The following is a 25,348-nucleotide window of genomic DNA, read 5'->3' as shown; positions in this document are numbered from 1 at the left end:
CAGCATGAACAACGGCCGGGGCGACCCGGCCGTTCTGCTTCCTGGATGGCGTGATCCGACGCATGGCGACGGCGGAATTTTCGGTTATGGGCTGTCCCAGTAATCGGCGTGACGCCGCCGCAAGCGCTCGAGGTCGGGCCCGAACGTGAGTGCCTGCACGCTGCGCGCGAGCGCCAGGTCGGCATGTCGGCGCGCCAGGATGCGCATTTGCGGGTCGCCGCAGGCCCCCAGTTCTCCCAGTACGCGTTGCAGCCGCTCGGCCACTTCGAGCGTGCCGGCGCCGTCGCGCGCGATGGCGGGCAGGACATCGTCGAACATCTCTTCCAGCGACAGGGCCGGCGCTTCGATCCGGTCGCATTCGATCTCATCGGGCTCGACCGGGCTGGACCATTGGACAAACAGGCGTTGCAGGGAGCCAAGCACCCCGATACCGGTGCCGGGATCGTTGATCCCTGTCGATAGCGCGCGTCCGCCGATCTCGGCCAGCACGACCAGTCCGAAACGGGGATCGTCGTCGAAGTGACGGTGCGGACCGATCATGAAGGCCTTGAGCAATTCCTGCCGGTCGATCGGTTCAGCGGAAGGTGCGTCCGCACGCAGGTAGCCGAGGGCGCGCGACGGCGTGATCAGCGCCCCCGGCAGCACTGCCAGGGTGATGCGCCACCCGCCCTGGGTGGCCAGGCGCTGTAACGCGGCCATGTCGATGCGCTGCAGGTAGCCGCTTTCAGTGGCGCGAAACGCCTGGCCGCACGGCGGTCCGTCGGCGGCCATGCCGCCCAGATGCGGATGCCGCCGGCGCCGCTGTATGGACTGGCGGGTGGCTTCTTCGACGGTGGCCATCACGGCCCCGAGGCGCCCGAGGCGGGCAATGCTGTCGACCCATCGTACGAACACCAGCACCACCGTGGCCAGCACCAGCAGCGTCAGCACGAACAGGGTGAAGCGGCCGGCCTTGCCGAAATAATCGTTGGTCGACGCGCTCAGCGCCACGATGCTGAAAATGAAGGCGCCGATAAAGATCGACAGCGCGTTCTGCGACACGTCGTCCGCCACCACGAGCGGAAACGCGCGGGCGGTGGCCGATTGTCCGGTCGACACATAGGCCGCGACCATCGAAGCGACTGCGAAGGTCGCCACCCCGAGCATGCTGGAAGCGATGATCTTGAGCAGGTCGATGACCGAGCCCTGGGCGATTTCCGGCACTTTCCAATCGAACGGCATGGTGTCGACGACGTGCGCCAGCAGCACGCCCAGCACGGACAGCAAGCAGGCCAGCAGCGGCTTGACCCATAGCCTCTCGCGCAGGCGGGCGAGGAAAAATTGTAATTGACTCGGCATGGATCCTGGATGGTGGATATGGGCGCCCGCAACATGCCTCACCCGACATCGCAAGCCTAGCGTGCGGGGGAGGACGAGTCGGTTCGATGACAAACACTGGCGCCGCGGGCGTCACCGCCACCCCCGGGATTCCACCATCTCCTTGTATCGCGCCCAATCCCACCCCGCACCCGGATCGGTATGCGTCTGCCCGGCGTGATTGACATGCCCCTTCACGTTGTAGTCGGCATCCGGCAGCACCGCGTTCCATCCCCGGCTGCCGTCATACACGCGCGGCGCGATGCCGCGCGCCGCCAGGATGGCCCGCGCCAGCGCACTCGAGGCCAGCAGCATCGGCTCCGAATACCAGGCCTCCGGCTGCTCGACGAAGCCTTCGTGCTCGATCCCGACCGTATGGCCGTTGGCGCTGCCCGCATGCCAGGCCTTGTCGCTTTCCCTCACCATCTGCGTGATCTGCCCATCCGACGAGCGCACCAGGTAGTGGGCGCTCACGCCGGCGCTGCAGTTGCGGAACCAGGAGATGGCACCCGCATACGAACCCTGGGTCGTGTGCACGGTCACGTGGCTGACCGCCAGCGTGCGGACCGAATAATTGCAGCTGGCCGCCGGCAGCCATAGCGCGTCCGGATGGTCGGCCAAGGTCAGCACCCGCGCCGACAGGACGTCGAGCCGCGCCTGGCCATAGATGCGCGCCAGGTCGACCGGATGCCGGGTCACAGCGAAATCCGGGCCCTGGCGTCCTTCGCGGATCGCCTTGTAGATGTCATAGGTATGGATCTGCGCGATGTCGCGTCCGGCGATGCCGGACAGGCGCGCCAGCGCGGCTTCCCAGGCTTCCAGCGGCGACTGGCGGGTCAGTCCCGAACCATACAGCGCGAGCAGGGCGGCCGCGCCGCGGATATTGCCGGGCGTATCGAGCGCCAGCCGGCGCGACGGCATGCCGAGCAGGGCCGCGGCCAGGCGCAGCGAGCGGCCGAAATGGGGATCGTCGCGCAATCCCATGATGCCGTGGGACAGCGGCATGCCATGGTGCGATCCGAACTGCGGCGACTCCGGACGCCAGCGCGTTTCGGCCCAGGCGAGCGCCTCGAGGAGCGCGCGCGGCACGTCGAATTCGCGCGCGGCGGCGTCGAACATCTGGTGGTGGCGCAGGGCGGTGGGATTCAGTTCGGTCGGCATCGCGGTCTTTCCTGTCAGTGCCCGCCCATGTTTTTCCTAAAGGCATACGCGCGGGTTGATGTGTAGCAGAAACCTCGCAGCATGGCCAGGTCGCTGGCGTTACAATAACGAATTCGACAATTTTTCCAACGAGATCACCATGGCCGTCAATTCCCCCCTGCCAGTCGCCGCCGACCTGAAGCCCGTCAACGGTGTCGAGATCGGCTTTGCCGAAGCCGGCATCAAGAAGCCGAACCGCAAGGACATCCTGATCATGAAGCTGGCCGAAGGCGCGACCGTCTCCGGCGTGTTCACCCTGAACCGCTTCTGCGCCGCGCCGGTGCAGGTGAGCAAGGCCAACCTGGCGGCCGTCAAGAACGGCGGCGCGCCGATCCGCGCGCTGGTGGTCAACACCGGTAACGCCAATGCCGGCACCGGCGAGCAGGGCCTGGCCAACGCCAACGCCACCTGCGCCGAAGTGGCCAGGTTACTGGGCATCGAGGCCGGCCAGGTGCTGCCGTTCTCGACCGGCGTGATCCTGGAACAGCTGCCGATGCCCAAGCTGCTGGCCGGCCTGCCTGCCGCCGCCACGAGCCTGAAGGCGGACAACTGGTTCAACGCCGCCGAGGCGATCATGACCACCGATACCCAGCCGAAGGCTGCCTCGCGCACCGTCACCATCGGCGGCCACCAGGTCACGATGACCGGCATCAGCAAGGGCGCCGGCATGATCAAGCCGAATATGGCGACCATGCTCGGCTACCTGGCGATCGACGCCAGGGTCGCCCAGCCGGTGCTGGACGAACTGGTCAAGCACGCGGCCGACCACTCGTTCAACGCCATCACCATCGACGGCGACACCTCGACCAACGATTCCTTCATCGTGATCGCGACCGGTACCGGCGGCTTGAACGTCGACAGCGCCAGCGGCCTTGAGTACGAAGCATTGAAGGATGCCGTGACCGACATCTCGCGCAACCTGGCGCAGCAGATCATCCGCGACGGCGAAGGCGCGACCAAGTTCATGACCATCACGGTCGACGAAGGCCGCGACGTGGCGGAGTGCCGCAAGATCGCCTATGCGATCGCCCACTCGCCGCTGGTCAAGACCGCCTTCTTCGCGTCCGACCCGAACCTGGGCCGCATCCTGGCCGCGGTCGGCTACGCCGGCGTCGACGACCTCGACGTGACCAGGCTTGACCTCTACCTGGACGACGTCTGGGTGGCCAAGGCGGGCGGCCGCAATCCGGACTACAAGGAGGAAGACGGCCAGCGTGTGATGAAGCAGTCCGAGATCACGGTGCGCGTCAAGCTGGCCCGCGGCGACGCCACGGCGACCGTCTGGACCTGCGACCTGTCGCACGACTACGTCTCGATCAACGCCGACTACCGTTCCTGATCGATGACGCCGCTCGATCAGTTTCTGCGCCGGGCGGAGGGCTTGCTCGAGCGCCTGGAAGCGGTGCTGCCGCCGGCCACCGCGCGCGAGCCGGACTGGAAGCGCAGTTTCGCCTTCCGCTGGCGCCGGCGCCCGGCCGGCGCCTTACAGGGAAGCAGCAACTACCTGCAGCCGGTGCTGCACGCCTCCAGCATCAAGCTCGAAGACCTGCACCACGTCGCGGCCCAGAAGCGCCAGATCGAGCAGAACACGCGCCAGTTCGTGGCGCGCCGCCCGGCCAACAACGTGCTGCTCACCGGCGCGCGCGGCACCGGCAAGTCTTCCCTGATCAAGGCCTGCCTCAACGCCTTCGCCGACCAGGGCCTGCGCCTGATCGAGGTCGACAAGGCGGATCTTGCCGACCTGCCCGACATCATCGACCTGGTCGCCGGCCGGCCGGAGCGCTTCGTGGTCTTTTGCGACGACCTGTCGTTCGAAGAAGGCGAGGCCGGCTACAAGGCGCTGAAGGTGGCGCTCGACGGCAGCATCACGGCGCAGTCGGACAATGTGCTGATCTACGCCACCTCGAACCGGCGCCACCTGATGCCCGAGAAAATGTCGGACAACGCCAGCTACCGCCACGGCGAGGATGGCGACCTGCACCCCGGTGAGACGGTCGAAGAGAAGATCTCGCTGTCCGAGCGGTTCGGCCTGTGGCTGTCGTTCTACCCGTTCCGCCAGGACGACTACCTGGACATCGTCGGCCACTGGTTGACGGACTTCGGCTGCACGCCACGACAGATCGAGGACGCGCGGCCGGAAGCCCTGCAATGGGCCCTGCAGCGCGGCTCGCGCTCGGGCCGCGTGGCCTGGCAATTCGCGAAGGACTATGCCGGCAAGCTGCCGGATCAAGCATCGAATGACTCAAGCAAGCAATAAAGCGCCGGTCGACGTCGCCGTCGGCATCCTGATGCGGCCCGACGGCGACGTCCTGCTCGGCCAGCGTCCGGACGGCAAGCCGTATGCCGGCTACTGGGAATTCCCGGGCGGGAAAGTCGAGGCCGGCGAAGACATCTTCGCCGCGCTGCAACGCGAGTTCATGGAAGAGCTCGGGGTGGAGGTGGTGAGCGGCGAGGCCTGGTGCTGCGTCGAGCACGTGTACGAGCACGCCCATGTGCGCCTGTATTTCTACATCTGCCGCGAGTGGCTGGGGGAGCCGCAAAGCCTGGAAGGCCAGGCCTTCGCCTGGCAGGGCGCCTTGGGCGTGAGCCCGCTGCTGCCGGCCACCATCCCGCTGCTCGAGTGGCTCGACCGGGTCCGCTATCCGGACCGTCTATCTTAAGGAGCACGTGTGAAGGTCATCATCCTCGGCAGTGGCGTCATCGGAACCGCATCGGCGTATTTCCTGGCCAAGGCCGGGCATGACGTCACCGTGATCGAGCGCCAGCCCGGCGCGGGGATGGAGACCAGTTTCGGCAATGCCGGCGAGATCTCGCCTGGCTATGCGACGCCCTGGGCCGGCCCCGGCGTGCCGATGAAGGCGATCCGGTGGCTGGCGATGCGGCACAGCCCCCTGGTGATCCGGCCGCGGATGGATCCGCAGCAGTGGCGCTGGATCCTGCAGATGCTGGCCAACTGCAATACCCGCAGCTATCAGGTCAACAAGGGCCGCATGGTGCGCCTGGCCGAGTACAGCCGTGACGTGCTGGTCCAGCTGCGGCGTGACACGGGCATCGCCTACGACGAGCGCAGCAAGGGCACCCTGCAGCTGTTCCGCACCCAGAAGCAGCTCGATGGCGCGCACACCGACACCGAGGTGCTGGAGCGTTCCGGCGTGCCATACGAACTGCTCGACCGGCAAGGCTGCACGCGGTACGAACCGGCGCTGGCGCGCGTGCCCGGCAACTACGTGGGCGGCCTGCTGCTGCCGAACGACGAGACCGGCGACTGCTTCAAGTTCACCCAGGCGCTGGCCGAACTGGCCAAGGGCCTGGGCGTCAAGTTCCGGCACGAGGTCAGGATCGAGCGCCTGAACGTCGAGGGCGACCGCGTGACCGGCGTCGTCACGAACAAGGGCGAACTGAAATCCGAGGCCTTCGTGCTGGCGCTGGGCAGCTACTCTCCGCTGATGCTCAGGCAGATCGGGATCCACATCCCGGTCTATCCGGTGAAGGGCTATTCGATCACGGTGCCGATCACCGACGCGTCGGGCGCGCCCGAATCGACCGTGATGGACGAGACCTACAAGGTGGCGATCACGCGCCTTGGCGACCGCATCCGCGTCGGCGGCACGGCGGAGCTGTGCGGCTACGACCTGCGCCTGCACCAGGCGCGGCGCGACACGCTCGAGCATTCGGTGACGAACCTGTTCCCCGACGGCGGCGACGTGCGCCAGGCCTCGTTCTGGTGCGGCCTGCGGCCGATGACGCCGGACGGCACGCCGGTGATCGGGCCGACGCCGTATCGCAACCTGTTCCTGAACACGGGGCATGGCACGCTGGGCTGGACCATGTCGTGCGGCTCGGGCCGGGTGCTGGCCGATATCCTGTCGGGGCGCCAGCCCGAGATCGGGCTGGAAGGGCTGTTCATGGACCGCTATGGGCGGCGCAACAAGCCGGTGGCGTTGCCGGCGGGGATTGCCGTCTAGCGTTCGGTCGGCGGTTCGTCGAGCGGGTCGCTCGGCGCGCTGCCCGGAATCGTGTACTTCTCTTCGGCCCAGGCGCCCAGGTCGATCATCTTGCAACGCTCGGAACAGAACGGGCGAAACTTGTTCGCTTCGATCCATTCGACTTGTTTGCCGCAGGTGGGGCAGGCGACTACGGTCATCGGTACTACCAATCAGGAATCAGAAATTGCAGAGGGTCAGGTCGAACGGCACGTCTTCTTCCAGCGGTTTCGGCTTGCAATCGCCGTCCTGGGTGGTGAAGCGTACCCACAGCATGTACTTGTTGGCCGAGATCTCGGGGATCGCACCCGTCGACTCGTCCAGGGTCAAGCGCAGCATCTGGTAGATTTTACCCTGTAACATCTGTTGATAGCTGCCCGCCGAGGCGAACATCTTGACCGGCGCGCCAGAATTGCGCAGCAGGCGCAGCACCAGGGCCAGCGCGTCGAGCAGCGGGGCGAGCGGCCCGAACCAGCCCATGATGTCGGCATGGCGCTGCCCGGCCGGGCGTTTTTGCCAGGCGTAGTAGGAGGGCAGGTCGAATTCGCAGGCGCCGCCGGGGATGATGGTGCGGCCGCGGATGCTCATCAGCCACTCGTTGTCGCGCACGTTCTGGCCGGTCTTGCCCTGGCTGGTCACCAGCGCGCTGCTGGCCGTGTCGAGTTCGGCCAGGACGGCGTCGAGCGTGTCGGCCGCGACCGCGGGATTGCTGCGGTAGGCCAGCAGCGACTGCTTCTGCCGTTCGAGTTCCTGCAGCAGGTCCGATTTCAGGTCGGCGCGGCCGGCCACTTCCAGCATGTCGAAGATCGTCGCGAGGGCGACATGGTGCTGCATCGGGTGTTCCTGCTGCACGAAGAACTTGAACTTCTCGTACAGGTCCTCCAGCCGCAACAACGTGCGAATCCTCTCGTTGAAAGGGTATTCGTAGACGATCAAAATGACATTCCTCTGAATGTAGGCTGGAAAGCAACTTGGTGATTCTGAACCATACGAAGCAAAATTACAAACACTGCATCATACTTGTTACATACTCAATGACAGATACCGCTCGTGCAAGCGTGTTACCTGGGGTAACAGGGCCTCCAGGCCGTCGTCGTTGTCGATCACGTCGTCGGCCGCCGCCAGGCGCTGGGCCCGCGTGACCTGGGTCGCCATGATGGCGCGCACCTGGTCGGCGGACAGGCCGCTACGCTGCATGACACGCGCGACCTGGGTGTCTTCCGAGCAGTCCACGGCCAGCACGCGCGACACCCGCCCGGCCCACGTTCCCGATTCGATCAGCAGCGGCACCGCGAAGATCACGTAGGGACCGGTGGCGATCGCCGCCGCGGCTGCGGTGGCGTCGCGGATGCGCGGATGCAGGATCGCTTCCAGCCGGCCGCGCGCCCCGGCATCCGTAAACACCAGGCTGCGCATGCGCGTGCGGTCCAGGGCGCCATCCGGCGTGGCGAAGTCGGGCCCGAATTCGGCCAGGATGGCCGGCATCGCCGCGCCGTGCGGGGCAGTCAGGGAATGGGCGATGGCGTCGGTGTCGACGATCGTCGCGCCCAGGCCGGCAAACAGCTCGGCCACGGTGCTCTTGCCGCAGCCGATGCCGCCGGTGAGACCGACCGAGAACGCCGCGCCGCGCGCCGTGTTCATGCGCCGCCCAGCATGCCGGCGCCGAGACGGCCCAGCTGCTCGCCATACAGCATGGCGATCAGGCCGGCCGCCGCCAGGTAGGGGCCGAAGGGGATCGGCTTGTCGCGGCCGCGTTTGGCGAACACGATCAGGCTGATGCCCACCAGCGCTCCCACCACCGACGACAGCAGGATGATGGTCGGCAGGGCGGTCCATCCCAGCCAGGCGCCGAGCGCCGCCAGCAGCTTGAAGTCGCCATATCCCATGCCTTCCTTGCCGGTGGCGAGCTTGAACAGCCAATACACGGCCCACAGTACCAGGTAGCCGGCAGCGGCGCCGATCACGGCGTCCTGCAGCGGCACGAAGGTGGCGTTGATGTTCATCAGCAGGCCGGCCCACAGCAGCGGATAGGTCAGGTCGTCCGGCAGCAGCTGGGTATCGAAGTCGATGAAAGTCATCGCGATCAACAGCCAGGCGAACAGCAGGCTGCTCATGCCGGCCGCGCCGCTGCCGAAGGTCCACACCAAGAGGCCCGAGACGACGGCCGTCAACAGTTCGATCGCCGGATAGCGCGCCGAGATCCGCGTCTTGCACTTGCGGCACTTGCCGCCGAGGGCGAGCCAGCTGACGACCGGGATGTTCTCGATGGCCGTGATCCGGTGGCCGCAGCAGGGGCAGGCCGAGCGCGGCACCATCAGGTTGAAACGGTCGGTATGCGGCGGCTCCTTGCCGCTTTCCTGCGCCACGTAGTTGTCGGACTCGCGCTGCATCATCTTCGGGATGCGGTAGATGACCACGTTCAGGAAGCTGCCGACCAGGAGGCCCAGCAGCGCGGCCACGAGGGTGGGGCCCAGCAGGGCGGGGGGCGCAAACAACAACGATTCCAGGGGCATGTCGATCCGGTCCGAGACGAAAAGGCGGCGCCGTCCGGGTACCGACGGCCTGCCGCAGAGTAATTCCTTACATCAAGCTCATTGTAGGGGTTTTCCCCGCATTTGGCGAAGGCCCTGGCCTGGCGCTGTCCTGCGGCAAAAACCACGCATTTTCGAACCGTATCGAAAGACTTCGAAAGTTATTTGATATTTCGAATTCCTTCCATTACTATTTGGTCAGAACGAAGAAACCTGAAGGAGACGTGCCAATGCGCAGTAGATTCGAAAAGGGACTCCGCCGGACCTTGATCGCCACCGCCGTGAACGCCGCGCTCTGCGGCCTGGCGCTGGCCCAGGTCCAGTCCGGCAACGCCGCGGAGACCGGCGACAGCAACACCAGCACACCGGCCGTCGCCGCCGAGCCCTCGCAAGCTTCGGTCGTGGTCGTCACCGGCGCCCGCGCCGCCCTGGCGCGCGCGCTCGACCTGAAACGCAATGCCGACGTGATCCAGGACTCGATCTCGGCCACTGAGCTGGGCCGCTTCCCCGACGATAACGTGGCCGACTCGCTGACCCACATCGCCGGCATCTCGGTCTCGCGCACCCGCGGCGGCGAAGGCCAGTACATCAATGTGCGTGGTCTCGGCTCGGGCTACAACATCGTCACCCTGAACCGCCGCATCCTGGCCACCGACGGCGACGGCCGCGACTTCGCCTTCGACGTGCTGCCGTCCGAGATGATCAGCGGCGCCGACGTGATGAAATCGGCCAGCGCCGCGCAGATGGAAGGCAGCATCGGCGGCTCGGTCAACCTGCGCTCGGCCCGTCCCTTCGACAATCCCGGCTACCACGCCTCGGCCCGCATCGAGGGCGACCGCAACGACCTGTCGCGCAAGAACGGCGTCAAGCTCTCGGGCGTCGTCAGCAATACCTTCAATGACAACAAGATGGGGTTCATCCTCGGCGCCGTGCTGTCCGACCGCGAGGTGCGCACCGATTCGCTGGGCTACCAGACCTTCAACGCCGACTCGCCGGGCAGCTTCGACGTCGACGGCAACGGCACCCTGGGCCCGGACGAGCGGAACCTGCTCGGCTCCTGCTGCATCTCCTTCGGCTCGATCTTCGAGAAGAAAAAGCGTGCGGCGCTCACCGGCGCCTTCGAATGGAAGGTCACGCCGGACTTTCGCATGACCTTCGACGCGCTCGCCACGCGCCTCGATTCGCCGCAAGTCGGCTACCAGCAATCGTATTACGTCGAACACGCGGCCGACCGCTGGTCCGACGTGGTCGCCAAGGATGGCCTGATCACCAGCATGACGATCAAGGATCTGATCCCCGAGATGTCGAACGTGACCACCGACCGCGTGGTCGACACCATGCAGTTCGGCTGGAAGGGCGAGTGGAAGGTCAACCGCGACCTGCGCCTGGTCGGCGACGTCTACCGCTCGACCTCGAAGCGCGATTCGGGCGGCAAGGACAACTTCGTGGTGGCCGGCATCGCCGGCGCCAACACCGGCTACTACCGGGCCAACAATAATGCCTTCCCCGACATCCGCGTGCAGCTCGAGGATGGCCGCGACCTGGCGACTGAATTGAATGCCGGGCGCCTGGGCGACAAGGATTTCGGCGTCCACTTCGCCGGCCTGACCGGGGTTGACATCAAGGACACCGTCGACGGCGGCTCGCTCGAAGGGCGCCTGAGCCTGGACGGCAAGTGGAATGTCGATGCCTTCGAGTTCGGCGTGTCGGGCACCTCGCGCGAAAAGACCCGTACCTCGATCGGCAACGAAAAGAGCGGCGGCGCCTGCCAGTACTGCGGCATGTACTCGACCACCTTCGCCAACCTCGGCGCCAACGTGCTGCGGCCGATGACCCTGCCGAACTACATGCGCGGGGCCGGCGGCAGCTTCCCGACGGGCTTCGTGGCCTTCGACGTGCCAGCCTATTTCAAGGCGCTGGAGTCGCTCAACGGCCAGCCCGTGATCGGCGAAGACGGCCAGCCGACCGGCGACGTGTACGACACCGGCAAGTCGCAGCCGGTGTTCGTGCCGACCGACTCCTATGACGTGCGCGAGCGCACCGCCACCCTGTTCGGGCAGTTCGAGCTGTCGGGCGAGCGCTGGAACGGCAATCTCGGCGTGCGGGTGGTGCATACCAAAACGCGATCGCGCAGCGCGATCGACGAAATCGTCGCCATCGATGACAAGACCCCCGACATCCCGACCAGCAGCCCGGTCGTGACCTACAGCCCTGCCACCCCGGTCGAGGACGAGGGTTCCTATACCAAGGTGCTGCCGTCGGCGAACTTCAGCTACTGGTGGCAGCCCGACCTGGTGCTGCGCGCCGCGGTGGCCAAGGTGATGGCGCGGCCGTCGCTGGACAAGCTGGCCCCGACCCGTACCGACAACACGCTCGACCGCAGCTACATCCTGAGCATCGTCGGCGACTCCGGCCTGAAGCCCACCGAGGCGACCCAGCAAGACCTGTCGCTGGAATGGTATTACGCGCCGAAGTCGGCGCTCAACGCCGCGCTGTTCGCGAAGCAGATCAAGAACTTCGTCACTTACCAGACCGACGAGCGGGTCGACATCGGCGTGCCGGGCTACCTGTACACCGTGATCCACCCGGTCAATGGCGACAAGGCGCGCGTGCGCGGCATGGAACTGGGCGTGCAGCACCTGTGGGACAACGGCTTCGGCATCGCCGCCAAGTTCGCCAAGACCTGGACCCGCGCCTATTCCGGCGGACAATACGTGGGCCAACTGGAGGGCGTGGCGCCGACCGCGTCGTCGCTCGGCTTCCTGTACGAAAAGGGCAAGCTCAATGCCGCGCTGACCTTCGACTACACCGGCAAGTACACGCAGGCCACCAACGCCATCGCCGGCCTGCCGAACAAGGTCGACGCCATCACCTGGGTCACCGCCTCGGCCTCGTATGACGTGAACGAGAACGTGAGCCTGTTCGTCGAAGGCAAGAACCTGGGCGACGAGGTGATGCGCTCGAACCTGGGCCGCAGCGACGCGATCTACGGCTTCGAAGCCTGGGGCCGTACCTACGCCGCCGGCATGAGTGTGAGGTTCTGATGAATACCATGACGACGACGAAAAACCACTGGCTGGGCTACGCGCTGGCCACCACCCTGCTGTGGGGCGTATGGGGCGCCTTCGCCGGGCGTCCGGTGCAGAACGGCTTCCCCGAGACCCTGGTGTATGCGGTGTGGGCGCTGACCATGATTCCGCCGGCGCTGTTCGCGCTGGCGCGCATCGACTGGCGCGTGCGGCGCGACGGCCCGGCTGTTCGCCATGGCCTGGCGATCGGCCTGCTGGGCGCGGGCGGACAGATGATCCTGTTCCACGCGGTCAAGGAAGGACCCACTTACCTGATCTTCCCCCTGATCTCGCTGTCGCCGGTGATCACGATCGCCCTGTCGTATGCCTTCCTGCGCGAACGCACCGGCGCCATGGGCGTGACCGGCATCGTGCTGGCGCTGTGCGCGCTGCCGCTGTTCGACTACGCGCCGGAGCAGGGCGGCGTGGCCTATGGCTGGTGGTTCGTGCTGGCGCTGGGCGTGCTGGTGGCCTGGGGCCTGCAGGCCTACTTCATCAAGCGCGCCAACGCCATCATGGATGCCGAGAGCATCTTCTTCTACATGACCCTCAGCGCACTCGCTTTCATTCCGGTGGCGCTGGCGATGACCGACTTCTCGCAGCCGATCAACTACGGCCTGGATGGCCCGTGGCTGGCCGCGATCACGCAGGTGCTCAATGCGGTCGGCGCGCTGACCCTGGTGTATGCCTTCCGGCATGGCAAGGCGCTGGTGGTGTCTCCCCTGGTCAATGCCGGCGCGCCGCTCTTGACCACCATCATCTCGGTGGCGATGGCGGCGACCCTGCCGAACGGTTTCAAGCTGGCCGGCATCGGCCTCTCGCTGGCGGCGGCGCTGTTCCTGGCGCTGCAGCCCGACGAGCCCAACGCCGCCTGAAGCCCCTCTTTCTGGAGTCAACGACAATGCAAGTGCTTCTCGACCTCGTCCAACGCCATCACGCGGGCCAGCCCGTCGGCATCCATTCAGTGTGTTCGGCGCACCCGCTGGTGATCGAGGCCGCCTTCGAGGCCGGCCTCGAATCCAACGGCCCGGTGCTGGTCGAGGCCACCTCGAACCAGGTCAACCAGGATGGCGGCTATACCGGCATGACGCCGGCCGCCTTCCGCGAATTCGTGTTCGGCATCGCCGGCAAGGTGGGCTTTCTGCGCGAGCGCATCCTGCTCGGTGGCGACCACCTGGGCCCGAACTGCTGGCAGGGCGAGCCTGCCGCCAGCGCGATGGCCAAGTCCGAGGTGCTGATCGACCAATATGTGGCTGCGGGTTTCCGCAAGATCCACCTCGATTGCTCGATGTCGTGCGCGGGCGATCCGGTGCCGCTGCCGGACGAAGTCGTGGCCGAACGCGCCGCACGCCTGGCCGTGGTGGCCGAGCGCGCCTGGCAGCGCGCGGGCGGCGAGGCGCCGGTGTATATCGTCGGCACCGAGGTGCCGGTGCCGGGAGGCGCCCACGAAGACCTGGCGGAGCTGGCCGTGACCACGCCGGAGGCGGCGGCGCTGACCATTGCCGCGCATCGTACTGCATTCAACGCGGCCGGCCTCGAGTCCACGTGGCCGCGCGTGATCGGCCTGGTGGTGCAGCCGGGCGTAGAATTCGACCACCACAAGGTGATCGACTACCGCCCGCAAAAGGCGCAGGCGCTGAGCCGCTTCATCGAGGGCGAGCCGACCATGGTGTTCGAGGCCCACTCGACCGACTACCAGGTACCCGGCCTGCTGCAGGCGCTGGTGCGCGACCACTTCGCCATCCTGAAGGTCGGCCCCGGCCTGACGTTCGCGCTGCGCGAGACCTTGTGGGCGCTGGCCGACATCGAGGCGGAGATGGGCATGCAAGGAGAGCGCGGCTTCAAGGAAGTCGTGCTGGACGTGATGCGCGCCGAGCCGGACTACTGGCGCAAGTACTACCACGACGCCGGCAAGCTGCTGTTCGACCAGCAGTACAGCCTCTCCGACCGGATCCGCTACTACTGGCCGCATCCGCGCATCCAGGCCGCGCAGGCGGCGCTGGTCGCGAACCTGGAGCGCCAGCCGGCGCCGCTCACTTTGCTGAGCCAGTACCTGCCATTCCATTACGAAGCGGTGCGCGAGGGCCGGGTGAGCAACACGCCGCTCGCGTTATTGAAAGAAGGGGTAGCCCGCGTGCTGCGCCAGTACATGCGCGCCTGCCAGCCGGGCGCCGAACCTAGGGAGCAGTAAACATGCAAGCAGTACAGGATGCCGTGCAAGGCGGCAGTGAGTTGTTTGGACAGGATGTGGCCCGCCTCGATGCGCTGGGCGGCGGCGTGACGGCGCGCGAGATCGCGCAGCAGCCGGGCGTGTGGCCGCAGATCGATGCGCTGGTGGCCGTGCAGCGCGCGCAGATCGACGCCTTCCTGGCGCCCTTGCTGGCGCGTCCGGAACTGCGCATCGTGATGGCCGGCGCCGGCACCTCGGCCTTCATCGGCGAATGCCTGGCTCCGGGTCTGCTGCGCCAGGGCCGGCGCGCCGAAGCGGTGCCGACCACCGACCTGGTGTCGGGCCCGGACCGCTATTTCCAGCGCGGCGCGCCGACCCTGGTGGTGTCGTTCGGCCGTTCCGGCAGCAGCCCGGAAAGCGTTGCGGCGGTGCAGCTGGCCGACCAGCTGGTGGACGACGTCTACCACCTGGTGATCACCTGCAACGAAGAGGGCCAGCTGTACCGCATGACCCAGGACCGCGCCAATGCGCTGGCGATCCTGCTGCCCGACGCCACCCACGACCGCGGCTTCGCGATGACGACCAGCTTCACCTCGATGCTGCTGGCCGCGGCGCTGGCGTTCCGCGTGCTGTCGCCCGGCGTCGCCGCCCGCGTGGCGTCGGCGGCGACGCAGGTGGGCGAGCGCGCCCTGCCGCTCCTGGCACAGCTGGTGGCGCAGGACTTCAAGCGCGTGGTCTACCTCGGCAGCAACGAGCTGCGCGGCCTGGCGCGCGAAGCCGCGCTGAAACTGCTGGAGCTGACCGACGGCCAGGTGGTGGCGATCCACGATTCGCCGCTGGGCTTCCGCCACGGCCCCAAGACCATCGTCGACGACCGCACCCTGGTGGTGGTGCTGCTGTCGAACGATCCGCAGGCGCGCCGCTACGATCTCGACCTGCTGCGCGAGCTGCGCGGCGACCGCCGCGCCGGCCGCGTGCTGGCCCTGAGCGCGCGCCACGACGGCATGGCCGGCGAGGACGACTTCGTGTTCTCCGGCGCGGACGATGCGCACGACCTGGAGCTGGCGCTTCCCTTTATCGTATTCTGCCAGGGCTTCGCCTTCCTGCGCTCGCTGTCGCTGGGCGTGCGCCCGGATACGCCGAGCATGTCCGGCACCGTCAACCGGGTGGTGCGCGGCGTGACCATCTATCCCTTCGCTTCTCCCGTCGATAACGAGGCCGCCCATGTTCCTCGGCGTTGACGGCGGCGGCACCAAGACGGCGTTCGCACTGATCGACGCGCACGGCAGCGTGCTGGCGCGCCATGAAGAAGGCAGCACCTACCACGTCGACCACGGCATGCCCGCCGTGGCGGCGACCCTGCAGCGCGGCGTGCATGCGCTGCTGTCCACGGCAGGCGTCGATGGCGGCGCGGTCACCTACGCCTTCTTCGGCCTGCCGGCCTATGGCGAGGACCGCGCGGCCCAGCGCGAGCTCGATGCGGCGGCCGGCGCCATCCTGGGGCCCGCACGCACGCGGTGCGGCAACGACATGGTGTGCAGCTGGGCCGGCTCGCTGGCCTGCATGGACGGCATCAGCGTGATCGCCGGCACCGGCTCGATGGCCTATGGCGAAGTCGCCGGCCGCCAGGCGCGCGCCGGGGGCTGGGGAGAACTGTTCAGCGACGAGGGTTCGGCCCACTGGATCGCGCGCGCCGGCCTGACCCTGTTCTCGCGCATGAGCGACGGCCGCGCGCCGAAGGGAGCCCTGTACGGCCTGATGCGCGAGCGGCTGGCGCTGGAGGACGATCTCGACCTGTGCGCCGTGGTGTACGGCGAGCTTGGCGGCGACCGCAGCCGCATCGCCCAGCTGGCGCGGCTGGTGTCCGAGGCGGTGGCCCTGGGCGACGAACAGGCGCGCGCCATCTTCGTCGATGCCGCGCGCGAACTGGCGGCGATGGTCGACGCGGTGCGCGACCGGCTCGAGGTCGATTCCGACCTGGCGCTGCCCGTGTCGTACACGGGCGGGCTGTTCGGCGACGGCAGCTTGCTGCGCGCGCCGTTCGAGCAGGCGCTGGCCGCCTGCGCCAGGCCCTACCGCCTGCAGGCGCCGCGGCTGGCGCCGGTGCTCGGCGCCGCCCTGTACGCCGCCCGCAGCGCCAGGCAGCCATTGAGCGAGGCCGCGCTGGACCGCCTCGCCGCCACCATTCGATAGCCGACAGACGTAAGACAGGAGAACGACATGCGCAACCGCCTTCTTTGCACCATCCTCCTCGCCGCAATGGCAGCGCCGATCGGCGCGCTGGCCGCCGACAGCTACACCATGCAGGATTACGAGAGCGTGCCCAAGATCGACGCCCACCTGCACTTGCACGGCCTCGAGCAGGGCCCGTTCCTGGCGCTGGCGCGCAAGGCCAATTTCCGCGCGCTGACGATCAACGTCGATTATCCGGTGTTCCCGGCGCTGGAGCAGCAGCAGCGCGTGGCGAGCAAGCTGCACCACGAGCATCCGGCCACGGTCGGCTGGATCGCCAGCTTCAGCGCCGACAACCTGTTGCAGCCGGCCTGGATCCCGGCGACGCTGCACCGGCTGGATGCGGCGCTGGAGGATGGCGCGGTGGGCGTCAAGGTATGGAAGAACATCGGCATGTCGGAGCGCGATGCGCAGGGCAAGCTGGTGATGGTCGACGACGAGCGCATCAAGCCGCTGTTCGACGCGTTTCAAGAGCGCGACGTGCTGCTGGTCGGACACCAGGGCGAGCCGCACAACTGCTGGCTGCCGCTCGAGAAGATGACGACCAAGAACGACCGCGAATACTTCAGGAACCACCCGCAATACCACATGTACAAGCAGCCGAAGATGCCGAGCTACGAAGACCAGATGGGCGCGCGCGACCGCCTGCTGGCCAGCCATCCGCGCCTGCGCTTCGTCGGCGTGCACATGGCCTCGCTGGAGTGGAACGTGGACGAGCTGGCGCGCTTCCTGGACCGCAATCCGACGGCCAATGTGGACATCGCGGCGCGCATCGGCCAGATCCAGTACCAGTCGCAGCGCGACCGCGAGCGGGTGCGGCAGTTCTTCATCACCTATCAGGACCGCCTGATGTACGGCTCCGACCTGGCCCAGTCGGCCCAGCAGACCCAGGCCGACTTCGTGTCCGACCTGGACGGCGTATGGCGGCGCGACTGGCGCTACTTCAATACCGACGACGAGCTCACCACGCCGGACCTCGACGGCGTGGTGCGCGGCCTCGCGCTGCCGAAGGCGGTGGCCGACAAGCTGTTCCGCCTGAACGCGGAACGCGTGTTCGCCGGCGCCTGGAAAGCATGAGCATGCGGGCTACATACCGGGCTTCCTACGTAAGTGAGAAGGGGATCAAAAAATAGTCTGAACTTTCGTTTCTCGCATTCTCATCCTGTATCATCAATCCGTTAATGAAGCACCGATGACGTATATAACGGAGCCGCGGCGGCGAACCGCGCGGGATGGATGAAAATGAAGCAGGCAAAAAAAACAGAAGCGAAAGTTTCGAACGGTAACGAAGGCAAGCCCCCGGAAGCGACGCCCGACCAGGATCTGCTGGTGGCGGAGCGGCGCCGCAAGATCCGCGAAATGGTGGCCGAGCGCGGTCGGGTGACGGTGGCCGAGCTGTCGGAGATGTTCGGCATCTCGCTGGTGACGGTGCGCGCCGACCTGAACGTGCTGGCCGAGATCGGCGCGGTGGTGCGCACCCGAGGCGGGGCCCTGGCCCAGCGCGCCGACGAGGACTTGCCGATCGGCGTCAAGCAGTCGCTGCACCGCGCCGAGAAGGTCCGCATCGCGGAAGAGGCGGTCAAGCTGATCGGGGAAGGGCAGACCATCGTGCTCGACTCGGGCACGACGACCGCCGAAATCGCCAAGCAGATCCGCGGCCTGAAGCTGCAGTCGGTGAACGTGATCACCAATGCGCTGAACATCGCCGTGCTGCTGGCCGGCGCGCCGCACGTGACCCTGATCATGCTCGGCGGCGTACTGCGTCCCAGCTCGTATTCGCTGGGCGGCCCGCAGGCCGAGCAGGGGCTGGAAGGCCTGCATGCCGACATCCTGTTCCTGGGCTTCGACGGCCTGGATCCGGAGATCGGCGTGATGACGCCGCACCTGCTCGAAGCGCGCCTGAATTCGCGCATGCTGGGCATCGCGCGCCGCGTGGTGGCGGTGGGCGACTCGTCGAAGATCGGACGGCGCAGTCTGTCCATGATCGCGACGATCGAACAGATCGACCAGATCATCACCGATGCCGGGGTGCCGGCGGAGATGGTCGAGGCGCTGCGCTCGCGCGGCGCGCAAGTGGTGCTGGTGTAGGGCGGCTCGGCCGGCCGGCGCCGGCTGTGTAGTCCTACCAAGCAAGGAGACAAGATGACCGAAGTGCATAGCGAGCGTCGCCGCACCCTGTTGCAGTGGCTGGCCGGATCGGCCGTGGCGACCGGCATGGGCGCCGGCGCCGGCGTGGCGGTGGCCGCACCTCAGGGCAAAGAAGCGGGTAAAAACGTGGCGCGCATCGGCGACGCCGCCCTGGGACTCGAATTCGACGGCCAGATGAAGAGCCGCCTGCTGGCGCGCAAGGGCGGGGCGACGGTCGCGGTCACGGGCTTTCACGCCAGCGAACGGCTGCGCGTGACGGGCGGGCGCTGGATCGACAGCTTCGCGCTCGGCGCGCAGGCGGTCGACCGCGTCGATGGGCCGCACGGCGCGGGCGTGCGCCATCGCCTGACGGGCGTGTCGAAGGAGGGCGTCGAAAAGACCGTGCTGGTCACCTTCTACGAACGCCATCCGGGCATGGCCGTGCTGCGGGTGAGCTACCGTAACAATGGCCAGACCGCGCTGCCGGTCGAGGCCTGGTCGAACAGCGGCTACACGCTGCTGCCGGCCAGGCGCGCCCCCGGCCGCGGCTTCTGGACCTTCTCCGGTTCGTCGCACGCGGACCGGCGCGACTGGGTGCAGCCGCTCAAGGACGGCTTCGAGCAGCGCAACTTCATGGGCATGAACTCGTCCGACTACGGCGGCGGCACGCCGGTGGCCGACGTCTGGCAGCCCGAGCACGGCATCGCCGTGGGCCATCTCGACACCGTGCCGCGCCTGGTGGCGCTGCCGGTGCAGCAGGTGAAAGCCGGCGCCGCGCTGGCGATCGAGTTCGAACAAGCCGTGGTGCTGCAACCGGGCCAGGAGCTGACGACCCTGGACACCTTCGGCACCGTCCACACGGGCGACTACTTCGCGGCCCTGGACCGCTACCGCCTGGTGATGGCCGAGCGTGGCCTGGCGGCGCCGCAGGCGGGCGAGGAATCGTACGAGCCGATCTGGTGCGCCTGGGGCTATGAGCGCGACTTCACGATCCCCCTGATGACCGGCACCCTGGCCAAGGCCAAGGAACTGGGCCTGGAATGGGCGGTGCTGGACGATGGCTGGCAAACCAACGAAGGCGACTGGAAGATCGACCGCAAGAAGTTCGCGCGCGGCGAAGAGGACATGAAGAAGCTGGTGGACGACATCCGCGGCGCCGGCCTGAAGGCGCGGCTGTGGCTGGCGCCGCTGGCGGCCGATCCGGGCACCGACCTGCTGCACCAGCACACCGACCAGCTGCTGCTGGACGAGAACGGCGCGCCGCAATTCGTCACCTGGTGGAACGCCCTGACCCTGTGCCCGGCCTATGAACCGGTGATCGAACAGACCCGCGCGCTGGTGCGCAAGATCATCGGCGAGTGGGGCTACGAGGGCCTGAAGCTCGACGGCCAGCACCTGAACGGCGTGGCGCCATGCCACAACCCGGCGCACAATCACGCGCGTCCGGAAGAGTCCTTCGAAAAGCTGCAGGACTTCTGGAAGATGGTGTACGACACCGCGCGCGAGATCAATCCGAAGGCGGTGGTCGAGTTCTGCCCCTGCGGCACCTCGTATGCCTTCCATACGCTGCCTTATACGAACCAGGCGCCGTCGTCCGACCCGCTGTCCTCGTGGCAGGTGCGGCACAAGGGCAAGACCCTGAAGGCCCTGATGGGGCCGACCGCGGCCTACGCCGGCGACCACGTCGAGCTCAGCGACGGCGGCGACGATTTCGCCTCGTCGGTGGGTATCGGCGCGGTGGTCTCGACCAAGTTCACCTGGCCCGAAGACCCGAAGCCGAAGGATAGCTACCTGCTCACGGCGGTCAAGGAAGCGAAGTGGCGCAAGTGGATCGGCATCTACAAGGACAAGATGCTGCCCAAGGGCCAGTATCGCGGGGAACTCTATGACATCGGCTTCGACAAGCCGGAAACCCATGCGGTCGAAAAGGATGGGAGGTTGTACTTCGCCTTCTATGCGAAGGAGTGGTCGGGCCAGGTCGAACTGCGCGGCTTGAAGGAAGGCCGCTACCGCGTGCGCGATTACGTCGAAGACCGTGACCTGGGTGAAGTGAGCGCGGCCAGCAACAAGCTCAAGATCGGGTTTGAGCAGGCGCTCTTGCTCGAGGCAATTCCGGTCTGATCCTGCCTGGATGGCATCGCAGCACGATTGCGGTGCCTCATGGATGGCGCATGGCAGGGGACTAGGCTGACGCCGAGCCTACCTCCGCCATGCCGCCATGCCAAGCCCGACCCTCACTTTCCTGAACCATGCCGGCTTCCTGCTGCGCACCGACCATGCGCTGCTGCTGGCCGACCCCTGGCTGGACGGCACGGTGCTGAACGATGCCTGGAGCCTGCTCGATCGTTCCACCAATACCACAAAGCTGATCGCCGAGCTGAATGCAAGCGGCTTGCCGGTGTTTGTCTGGTGTTCGCGCGCCCAGCCCGACCGCCTGTCGGCGCCTTTCCTGCGCCGCTTTCGCGCCGAGTTCCGCGGCATCGCCACCTTCCTGTACCGTCAAGGCCGCGACTGGCGCCTGCACGCCGAACTGCGGCGCAACCGCTTCGCCATGGCCGAGTGCGCCGAGGGGCAGCCGCGCACTTTGGCGCGCGACCTGCGCCTGACGGCGTTTGCCAACGGCGAGGGCGACTCCTGGTGCCTGGTCCGCTGCGGCCGGCGCACGCTGCTGCACCTGGGCGAGCGCGCGCTCGCCGCCCCCGCCGCCTGCCACGCCGCCGCCGGGCGCCTGCGCAAGTCCAATGTGCGTGTCGATGTGTTGTTGACGGGCTTCGCGGACATGGCCTGGTGCGGCAATCCCGACGACTTCGCCCGGCGCGAAGCGGCGGCCGAGCAGGGCATCGAGAGGCTTGCCCTGCAGGCCGAGACCTTCAAGCCGCGGCTGATCGTGCCGGTCGCATCCTTTGCCCGCTTCAGCCGGGTCGACAATGCCTGGCTCAACCACGGCCGCCGCACACCGCTGGGCGTGCTGGAGGCGCCGCGGCTGGAGGCGCAGCGCGGCATCATCCGCTTCCTGCAGCCGGGCGCGCGCGTCGACCTCGAATTCGACAGCCCGGCCAGCCTCGCGGCCCGGCACGAGCAGGCGCTGGCGCACTGGATGCGCTGCTGGCGCGACCGGCCCGAGCCGCTGCAGCGTCCGGCGCCGGCGACGGTGGCGGAGTTGAAAGAGGCTTTTCTCAGGTATCGCGAGCGGGCGGGGGAGCGCTTGCACGGCTTGCCGCGGCTGCTCGAACGCTTGCGCCTGCTGCGGCCGCTGGTGCTCGCGCTGCCCGATCTGCGCCAGACACTCGAGTTGTCTTATCTGCGCGGCCTGCGCCTGCTGGCGCGCGATGCGCAGGCCGACGTGGCGATGTGTTCGGGGACGGCGCTGTATCTGCTGCGGGCGGAGGATGGGTTCGATACGACGTATGCGGGAGCGTGTTTCTGGGTCATGCGGGGGAGTGGGTTGTCGGCGTTCGGGCGGTTCTTCCTGCCACAGCGGATGGGACGGCGCGGGCTGGATCGGCAGCGGCCGTGGGCGTCCGGCAGCATGCTGCTGCGCGCGATGCTGGTGTGGGCGGCCCGAGGCATTCGAACTACATTGAGATAAACCGTCGATGCCATCAAAACGTCGGGACCTTCGCGTTACCGGCCACGAACATCGTCATGGCCCCGCCCCGATCTGCGCTTACACCACCGAGCCCAGCTTGAAGATCGGCAAATACATCGCGACCACCAGCCCGCCAATCAACACCCCAAGAATGACCATGATGAGCGGCTCCATCAGCGACGACAGCGCCGCCACCGCCTCATCGACCTCATCCTCGAAGAAATCCGCCACCTTGCCCAGCATCGCATCGAGCGACCCCGACTCTTCGCCGATCTGCACCATCTGGATCACAAGGTTCGGGAACACGTCCGCATTCTGCATCGAGGCGGTCAGGCTGGTGCCGGTGCTCACCTCGTTCTGGATCTTGCGCGTGGCTTCCAGGTAGACCGCATTGCCCGACGCCCCGCCGACCGAGTCGAGCGCTTCCACCAGCGGCACGCCGGCCGCGAACATGGTCGACAGGGTGCGCGTCCAGCGCGCGATGGTGGCCTTGCGGATCACGCTGCCGAAGATCGGCAGGCGCAGCAGCAGGCGGTCCATCACCTGCTGCATCCTGAGCGAGCGGCGCCAGGCCTGGAAGAACAGGTACAGCCCGGCGAACAGCGAGCCGAAGATGATGTACCACCACTCCACCACGAAGTCCGAGATCGCCATCACCACCACGGTCGGGGTCGGCAGGTCGGCGCCAAAGCTCGAGAACACCTGCTTGAACGCCGGCACCACCCAGATCATGATCACGGCGGTGACGATCAGGGCCACCGCCAGGATCGCGATCGGATAGGTCAGGGCCGACTTGATCTTGCCCTTGAGCGCCAGCGTCTTTTCCTTGTAGATCGCCAGGCGCGTCAGCAGGTCTTCCAGGATGCCGGCCTGTTCGCCGGCGCCGACCAGGTTGCAGAACAGCGGATCGAAGTACAGCGGGAACTTGCGGAAGGCGCGGTTCAGGCTGGTGCCGGTCTCGACGTCGTTGCGCAGGTCCTGGATCAGCTTGGCCATCGACGGGTTGCTGTGGCCCTTGCCGACGATGTCGAACGATTGCAGCAGCGGCACGCCGGCCTTCATCATGGTCGCGAGCTGGCGCGTGAACATGGTCAGGTCCTTGTCGGTGATTTTCTTGCCGCTGCGGTAGACCTTCTTCTTGACCTTGGTCACCATGATGCCCTGGCGGCGCAGGGTCACGTTGACGATCGCTTCTCCGCCGGCGCGCACTTCGCCGCGCACGACGCGGCCGGTCTTGTCCTTGCCTTCCCAGGCGTAAACGTTCTCCTTGACCTGCACGCCACGGCTCTTGGGTTGGGGGGATGTTGCCATTGTTCGTGTTCCTGTCCGGTCTTATTCGTTGGTGCAGCCAAGCACTTCTTCCAGGCTGGTCAGCCCCTGTTTCACTTTCAGCAGGCCCGAGCGGCGCAAGGAGTTGACGCCTTCCTTCTCGGCCTGTGCCGCGATCTCCATGGAATTGCCGTTGGCCAGGATCAGCGCCTCGATACTGGGGGAGATCGGCATGATCTGGTAGATGCCGACGCGCCCCTTGTAGCCCGAACCCAGGCAGCGGTCGCAGCCGATCGGGCCATAGGGCCGCCAGTCGCCGTCCAGGTCGCTGTCGCGGTAGCCGGCGGCCAGCAGGGCCTCGCGGCTGATCTCGAGCGGCTGCTTGCAGCCGCACAGGCGGCGCGCCAGGCGCTGGGCCGTGATCAGGATCACCGACGAGGCGATATTGAAGGGCGCCACGCCCATGTTCATCAGGCGCGTCAGGGTCGACGGCGCATCGTTGGTGTGCAGGGTCGAGAACACCATGTGGCCGGTCTGGGCGGCCTTGATCGCGATGTCGGCCGTTTCCAGGTCGCGGATCTCGCCCACCATGATGATGTCGGGATCCTGGCGCAGGAAGGATTTCAGCGCCACCGGGAAGGTCAGGCCGGCCTTTTCGTTGACGTTGACCTGGTTCACGCCCGGCAGGTTGATCTCGGCAGGGTCTTCCGCGGTCGAAATATTGATCCCTGGCTTGTTCAGCAGATTCAGGCAGCTGTACAGCGACACCGTCTTGCCCGAACCGGTCGGGCCCGTCACCAGCACCATGCCGTAGGGACGGGTGATCGCGTCCAGCAGCAGCGCCTTCTGGTCCGGGTCGTAGCCGAGCGCGTCGATGCCCATTTGCGCCTGGGTCGCGTCCAGGATACGCATCACCGTTTTTTCGCCGAACAGCGTGGGCAGGGTGCTGACACGGAAATCGATGGTGCGCGTGGCCGACAGGATCAGCCGCATGCGGCCGTCCTGCGGCACGCGCTTTTCGGCGATGTCCAGCCGCGCCAGCACCTTGATGCGCGAGACCAGTTTTTCGCGGATCGAGAGCGGCGGCATCGCATGGTCGCGCAGCACGCCGTCGACCCGCAGGCGGATCCGGTAATACTTTTCGTAGGGCTCGAAGTGGATGTCCGACGCGCCCATCTGTACCGCGTCCATCAGGATCTTGTTCAGGAAGCGCACGATGGGCGCGTCCTCGACGTCGCTGGCGGCTTCCGGGTTCGTGGCCGACTGCTGGTCTTCCTCGGCGAATTCGATCTCGGCGTCGTCGCCGGCCAGCTCGCTCAGATCCTGTTCGGCGCCCTTGGCGATCGCGGCCAGCAGGGTCAGCAGCGCATCGTGCGGCACGATCACCGGCTCGACCGTCGCCTCGCTCTGGAACTTGATCTGGTCCAGGGCCTGGGTATTGGTCGGGTCGGACAGCGCGACCGACAGCTTGTTGCCGCGCTTGGCCAGCGCGATCACGCGCTGGGCCTGCATCAGCCTGGCGTCGATGGCGCTGGTGGGCAGGAATTCCGGCGCGAAGGCCGACAGGTCGAGCAGCGGATAGCCGAAGGTCTCGGCGCAGAAGGCGGCCAGCGCGCGCGGCTCGATCGCGCCGCTGGCGAGCACGGCGTCGATGAAGGCGGTCTTCTCCTGGACCGCCTTCTTGTGCAGCATGTCCGCCTGCGCGGCGCTCAGGCGATTGGCCTGTACCAGCGCGCGCGCCAGGCCCGACAGTTGCGTACCGGTGGTCGTGTTGGGGAGGACTGCTGCCATATGCGCCGTGTGTGGGAACCTCAAGGGAAGCG

Annotated in this window: 21 protein-coding genes; 13 read left to right on the top strand and 8 right to left on the bottom strand. The window is 67.0% G+C overall.

The annotated features are described in order from the left end of the window. Positions 1 to 84: 84 nt before the first annotated feature. The gene (locus tag DIR46_RS08880) at positions 85 to 1,338 is read right to left on the bottom strand and encodes a DUF2254 domain-containing protein (protein WP_109344920.1); all 1,254 of its coding nucleotides are present in this window, start codon (positions 1,336 to 1,338) and stop codon (positions 85 to 87) included. Between the two features lie 111 nt (positions 1,339 to 1,449). Beyond that, positions 1,450 to 2,517, bottom strand: a complete 1,068-nt coding sequence (locus tag DIR46_RS08875; protein WP_109344919.1) for an N-acetylmuramoyl-L-alanine amidase — start codon at positions 2,515 to 2,517, stop codon at positions 1,450 to 1,452. Positions 2,518 to 2,656: 139 nt separating this feature from the next. On the opposite strand from DIR46_RS08875, the gene argJ reads away from it, so the two are divergent. The 4 genes from argJ to DIR46_RS08855 are packed head-to-tail and all read left to right on the top strand — an operon-like array spanning position 2,657 to position 6,521. Further along, the gene (gene argJ, locus DIR46_RS08870; protein ID WP_109344918.1) at positions 2,657 to 3,895 is read left to right on the top strand and encodes a bifunctional glutamate N-acetyltransferase/amino-acid acetyltransferase ArgJ; all 1,239 of its coding nucleotides are present in this window, start codon (positions 2,657 to 2,659) and stop codon (positions 3,893 to 3,895) included. Positions 3,896 to 3,898: 3 nt separating this feature from the next. Continuing rightward, positions 3,899 to 4,813: an ATP-binding protein gene (locus DIR46_RS08865; protein ID WP_109344917.1), complete on the top strand. Its 915-nt coding sequence runs from the start codon at positions 3,899 to 3,901 to the stop codon at positions 4,811 to 4,813. After that, a complete protein-coding gene (locus DIR46_RS08860) occupies positions 4,794 to 5,216 on the top strand; it encodes an NUDIX domain-containing protein (protein ID WP_109344916.1) in 423 nt (140 codons plus the stop codon). Before DIR46_RS08865 ends, DIR46_RS08860 begins: the two co-directional genes overlap by 20 nt. 9 nt (positions 5,217 to 5,225) lie before the next feature. Continuing rightward, a complete protein-coding gene (locus DIR46_RS08855) occupies positions 5,226 to 6,521 on the top strand; it encodes a D-amino acid dehydrogenase (RefSeq protein WP_109344915.1) in 1,296 nt (431 codons plus the stop codon). On the opposite strand, the gene yacG is transcribed toward DIR46_RS08855, so the two are convergent. The 4 genes from yacG to DIR46_RS08835 form a co-directional block, all read right to left on the bottom strand. Then, on the bottom strand, positions 6,518 to 6,700 hold the full coding sequence (gene yacG, locus DIR46_RS08850) for a DNA gyrase inhibitor YacG (protein ID WP_109344914.1): 183 nt from the start codon (positions 6,698 to 6,700) through the stop codon (positions 6,518 to 6,520). The two genes, DIR46_RS08855 and yacG, sit on opposite strands and share 4 nt — an antisense overlap. A gap of 19 nt (positions 6,701 to 6,719) precedes the next feature. Continuing rightward, a complete protein-coding gene (zapD, locus tag DIR46_RS08845) occupies positions 6,720 to 7,475 on the bottom strand; it encodes a cell division protein ZapD (RefSeq protein ID WP_109344913.1) in 756 nt (251 codons plus the stop codon). Between the two features lie 87 nt (positions 7,476 to 7,562). Then, entirely contained in the window at positions 7,563 to 8,180 is a 618-nt protein-coding gene (gene coaE, locus DIR46_RS08840) for a dephospho-CoA kinase (RefSeq protein ID WP_109344912.1), read from the bottom strand. Further along, positions 8,177 to 9,052: a prepilin peptidase gene (locus tag DIR46_RS08835; protein ID WP_109344911.1), complete on the bottom strand. Its 876-nt coding sequence runs from the start codon at positions 9,050 to 9,052 to the stop codon at positions 8,177 to 8,179. The genes coaE and DIR46_RS08835 overlap by 4 nt, the downstream gene beginning before the upstream one ends. A 248-nt stretch (positions 9,053 to 9,300) precedes the next feature. Here DIR46_RS08835 and DIR46_RS08830 point away from each other — a divergent pair, with 248 nt between their 5' ends. The 9 genes from DIR46_RS08830 to DIR46_RS08790 all read left to right on the top strand — a co-directional run bounded on the left by DIR46_RS08830 (position 9,301) and on the right by DIR46_RS08790 (position 22,256). After that, the gene (locus DIR46_RS08830) at positions 9,301 to 12,114 is read left to right on the top strand and encodes a TonB-dependent receptor (protein WP_109344910.1); all 2,814 of its coding nucleotides are present in this window, start codon (positions 9,301 to 9,303) and stop codon (positions 12,112 to 12,114) included. Positions 12,115 to 12,122: 8 nt separating this feature from the next. Further along, complete coding sequence (locus DIR46_RS08825) at positions 12,123 to 13,013, top strand: EamA family transporter (protein ID WP_205289098.1); 891 nt, start codon at positions 12,123 to 12,125, stop codon at positions 13,011 to 13,013. Positions 13,014 to 13,039: 26 nt separating this feature from the next. Continuing rightward, positions 13,040 to 14,329, top strand: a complete 1,290-nt coding sequence (locus tag DIR46_RS08820; RefSeq protein ID WP_109344908.1) for a D-tagatose-bisphosphate aldolase, class II, non-catalytic subunit — start codon at positions 13,040 to 13,042, stop codon at positions 14,327 to 14,329. Positions 14,330 to 14,331: 2 nt separating this feature from the next. After that, positions 14,332 to 15,549 (top strand): SIS domain-containing protein, encoded by a 1,218-nt coding sequence (locus tag DIR46_RS08815; protein WP_109344907.1) that lies wholly within the window; start codon positions 14,332 to 14,334, stop codon positions 15,547 to 15,549. Continuing rightward, positions 15,533 to 16,501, top strand: a complete 969-nt coding sequence (locus DIR46_RS08810) for an N-acetylglucosamine kinase (RefSeq protein WP_109344906.1) — start codon at positions 15,533 to 15,535, stop codon at positions 16,499 to 16,501. The genes DIR46_RS08815 and DIR46_RS08810 overlap by 17 nt, the downstream gene beginning before the upstream one ends. A 27-nt stretch (positions 16,502 to 16,528) precedes the next feature. Continuing rightward, positions 16,529 to 17,617, top strand: a complete 1,089-nt coding sequence (locus tag DIR46_RS08805) for an amidohydrolase family protein (RefSeq protein WP_109344905.1) — start codon at positions 16,529 to 16,531, stop codon at positions 17,615 to 17,617. A gap of 165 nt (positions 17,618 to 17,782) precedes the next feature. Then, a complete protein-coding gene (locus DIR46_RS08800; RefSeq protein WP_109344904.1) occupies positions 17,783 to 18,628 on the top strand; it encodes a DeoR/GlpR family DNA-binding transcription regulator in 846 nt (281 codons plus the stop codon). 54 nt (positions 18,629 to 18,682) lie between these two features. Continuing rightward, positions 18,683 to 20,788 carry a glycoside hydrolase family 36 protein gene (locus DIR46_RS08795; RefSeq protein ID WP_109344903.1) on the top strand — a complete coding sequence of 702 codons (2,106 nt, stop codon included), beginning with the start codon at positions 18,683 to 18,685 and terminating at the stop codon, positions 20,786 to 20,788. Positions 20,789 to 20,885: 97 nt separating this feature from the next. Beyond that, a complete protein-coding gene (locus tag DIR46_RS08790; protein WP_109344902.1) occupies positions 20,886 to 22,256 on the top strand; it encodes a hypothetical protein in 1,371 nt (456 codons plus the stop codon). 78 nt (positions 22,257 to 22,334) lie between these two features. Here DIR46_RS08790 and DIR46_RS08785 read toward each other — a convergent pair whose 3' ends face one another. Next, entirely contained in the window at positions 22,335 to 23,567 is a 1,233-nt protein-coding gene (locus tag DIR46_RS08785; protein WP_109344901.1) for a type II secretion system F family protein, read from the bottom strand. A 21-nt stretch (positions 23,568 to 23,588) separates the two neighbouring features. Further along, positions 23,589 to 25,316, bottom strand: a complete 1,728-nt coding sequence (gene pilB / locus DIR46_RS08780; RefSeq protein ID WP_109344900.1) for a type IV-A pilus assembly ATPase PilB — start codon at positions 25,314 to 25,316, stop codon at positions 23,589 to 23,591. Positions 25,317 to 25,348 lie beyond the last annotated feature (32 nt).

Source organism: Massilia oculi, assembly GCF_003143515.1.
Classification (GTDB): domain Bacteria; phylum Pseudomonadota; class Gammaproteobacteria; order Burkholderiales; family Burkholderiaceae_D; genus Telluria; species Telluria oculi.
The sequence above is the reverse complement of the archived record's forward strand: the minus strand, read 5'-3'. Positions and strand labels throughout refer to the sequence as shown.